General features: G+C 65.8%; 3 protein-coding genes. 2 read left to right on the top strand and 1 reads right to left on the bottom strand.

The window, feature by feature from the left end; all coding sequences use genetic code 11:
- The first annotated feature begins 24 nt into the window (after window positions 1–24).
- Entirely contained in the window at window positions 25–705 is a 681-nt protein-coding gene (gene aat, locus Q8N40_RS14320) for a leucyl/phenylalanyl-tRNA--protein transferase (protein ID WP_305712287.1), read from the top strand.
- 129 nt (window positions 706–834) lie between these two features.
- On the top strand, window positions 835–1923 hold the full coding sequence (locus Q8N40_RS14325) for a Rieske 2Fe-2S domain-containing protein (protein ID WP_305319519.1): 1089 nt from the start codon (window positions 835–837) through the stop codon (window positions 1921–1923).
- On the opposite strand, the gene Q8N40_RS14330 is transcribed toward Q8N40_RS14325, so the two are convergent.
- On the bottom strand, window positions 1920–2729 hold an 810-nt coding region (locus Q8N40_RS14330; RefSeq protein WP_305712286.1), incomplete at its 5' end, for a DUF2155 domain-containing protein. The two genes, Q8N40_RS14325 and Q8N40_RS14330, sit on opposite strands and share 4 nt — an antisense overlap.

The following is a 2729-nucleotide window of genomic DNA, read 5'->3' on the forward strand; positions in this document are numbered from 1 at the left end:
CCCCGAAACTGCTATCCTGCCGCCATGACGTCGCGCGACTCCGCCTCCTCCGACATTACGCCCGAAGTGCTGCTGCGCGCCTATGCCTGCGGCATTTTTCCGATGGCCGAAAGCGCCGACGATCCCACCCTGTTCTGGGTCGAGCCGGAAATGCGCGGCGTGATTCCGCTCGACGGCTTTCGCATCGCCTCGCGGCTGGCGCGCACCGTGCGCTCCGACGTCTTCACCGTCACGGTCGACACCGCCTTCAAGGCGGTCATCGCCGGCTGCGCCGCGCCGCAGGCCGGCCGCAACGACACCTGGATCAACAAGCGGATCCGCGATCTCTATCTGGGCTTGCACGGGCTCGGCCACTGCCACAGTGTCGAGGTCTGGCAGGATGGCGACCTGGTCGGCGGCCTCTACGGCGTCAGCCTCGGCCGCGCGTTTTTCGGCGAGAGCATGTTCCACCGCGCCCGCGACGCTTCCAAGGTGGCGCTGGTGCATCTGGTGGCGCGGCTGATCGCCGGCGGATTCGAGCTGCTCGACACCCAGTATGTCACCGAGCATTTGCGCTCGTTCGGCGCGGTCGAGATTCCGCGGCGGCGCTACACGTTGCTGCTCGACAAGGCGATCAAGGGCGCACCGGCCGACTTTGCGCGGTTGCCGGTCGATGCTCCCGTCATCGGCGCGCGGGCGCTGGAGATCATTGTGGCGCGCGGATAACTGTCGCTTGCCGGCGGCACCCGCCGCCGGCGTCCGCGAGATCAGGCGTGTGCAGGGCTATTGTGCATGGTTACTTGACGACGCCCGGTGCCGAACCCACACTCGGCAACCATCGGGGGACTGAGAGCGATGGCGGACCGCGAAGACTGGATTGATCTGGGCGTCGCGGATGAGCTGTCAGGCATTCCGCTGCAGCGTGTCACGGCGAGGTCCCGGGAGCTTGCGATATCCTTCAGGGACGGGACATTCGGAGTCGTCTCGAACGCGTGCAATCATGTCGGCGGCCCACTCGGCGAGGGGCGTCTCGACGGCGACTACATCGTTTGCCCGTGGCACAATTGGAAATTCCATCGCTGCAGCGGCGTCGGCGAGCCGGGATATGAGCAGGACCGCGTGCCCGCCTACCCGGTGAAAGTCGAGAACCACCGGCTTTTCGTCAATCTTGCCGGCGCCACGGAACGCCGCAAAAGTCCGCATGAACCGCACCCTCTTTCGCGAAAGGTCGAGCGTGCCCCCGGGCCGTTGCGCCTCATCGGAATAGCGACAACAGCGATGGACCCTGCAAACCCGCGGTTCTCAGGCTCCGACCATCTGCTCAACCATGCGCTGGACGCGGCGCGCGAGCTCGGCGCCGAGGCGAAATTGATCAGGCTGAACAGCCTCGCCTTTCGCAGTTGTGAAGGCTACTACTCGAAGGCCGCACGCGCCTGTACGTGGCCTTGCTCCATCACGCAAATGGACGCGTCGGACCAGATGGATCAAATCTATGAAGCGTTGGTGCATTGGGCGGACGCCGTCATTGTATCGTCGCCGATCCGATGGGGTGCGGCCTCATCCCTTTATTTCAAGATGGCGGAACGCCTGAATTGCGTGCAGAACGCGGTTACGATCCACAACCGGGTGCTCATTCGAAACAAGGTCGCCGGATTTATCATTGTTGGCGGTCAGGACAATATTCAGGCGGTAGCGGGCCAGATGCTTGGTTTCTTCGCCGAGTTGGGTTTCATCTTTCCGCAATTTCCTTATGTCGCTCATTCGCGCGGCTGGTCGCACGAGGACATGGAAAACAACGTCGCAATCGTGCGCGACTCCAGGGATCTTGCCGAAGGCGCCGCCAAACTCACGAAACGATGCCTGGATCTGGCAACAGCTCTCATAGCCCGGGACGTTGCCCCTGCGTCGATCGAGCGTGGCGGGCGCAAGGCGCACCCGATTTAATTGCCGAAGATCCCGCCAAACAATCCGCCGGGGCGCTGCTGCGGTTGCTGTTGCGGCGGAGGTGGCGGCGGCGCCTGGAATTGCGGCTGCGGCGGCGGCGATGACCGCGGCACCGCCTGCTTCTGCGGCGGCGGGCGCTTGGCGGCGGGCGGCGGGGCTACGGGTTTCGGCGGCTCCGGTGCGGCGGTGACGATGGTGGTATCGGGCACTTTGCAATCGGTCAGCCAGATATCGTAGATCGGATGCTCGACGCCGTGCAGGCCCGGGCTCGCCGCATACATCCAGCCGGAAAAGATCCGCTTCACCTCGCCCTGCAGCGTGATCTCGTCGACCTCGACAAAGGCGTCGGTGTTGGCGGCCTCGGTGGCCGGGCGGGTATAGCAGGCACTGGTCTTGACCCGGAGCGCGCCGAACTGGACGGTTTCGCCGATATCCTCGTCGAAATTGATGATGCGCCCGGTGATCTTGTCCAACCCGGAAAAACTCGCCTTCTTGTTGACGATCTTCTGCGCCGGCGGCTCGGTGACCACCTCGTCGCCGGGCTGCAGGCTGGCCGGCGTCTGCGGCACGGCGCCCCCCCTGGGTTGGCGCTGTCCCGGCGGCAGGCCCGGCAGCGGTGCGGCGCCGGGCTGCGGCGGCGCTACCGCGATGCCCGGGGCGGTATTCTGCGGAATGACGGTGGTGCCGGGCGGCGGCGCCAGCGGCTGCGTCTGTACGGATCCCGGCGGCGGCACGCCCTGCCCCGGCGGCGGACGGCTCGGCAGCAGGCGGCCCCTCGGCAGTTCCGGCACCTGCTCGTCGTCGTC

The sequence above is a fragment of the Bradyrhizobium sp. genome (assembly GCF_030693485.1).
Lineage (GTDB): Bacteria > Pseudomonadota > Alphaproteobacteria > Rhizobiales > Xanthobacteraceae > Bradyrhizobium.

What these genes read in the sequence shown, in the direction of transcription:
- aat (WP_305712287.1), top strand. Translation starts at nt 25, where the DNA reads ATGACGTCGCGCGACTCCGCCTCCTCCGACATTACGCCCGAAGTGCTG.
- Q8N40_RS14325 (WP_305319519.1), top strand. Translation starts at nt 835, where the DNA reads ATGGCGGACCGCGAAGACTGGATTGATCTGGGCGTCGCGGATGAGCTG.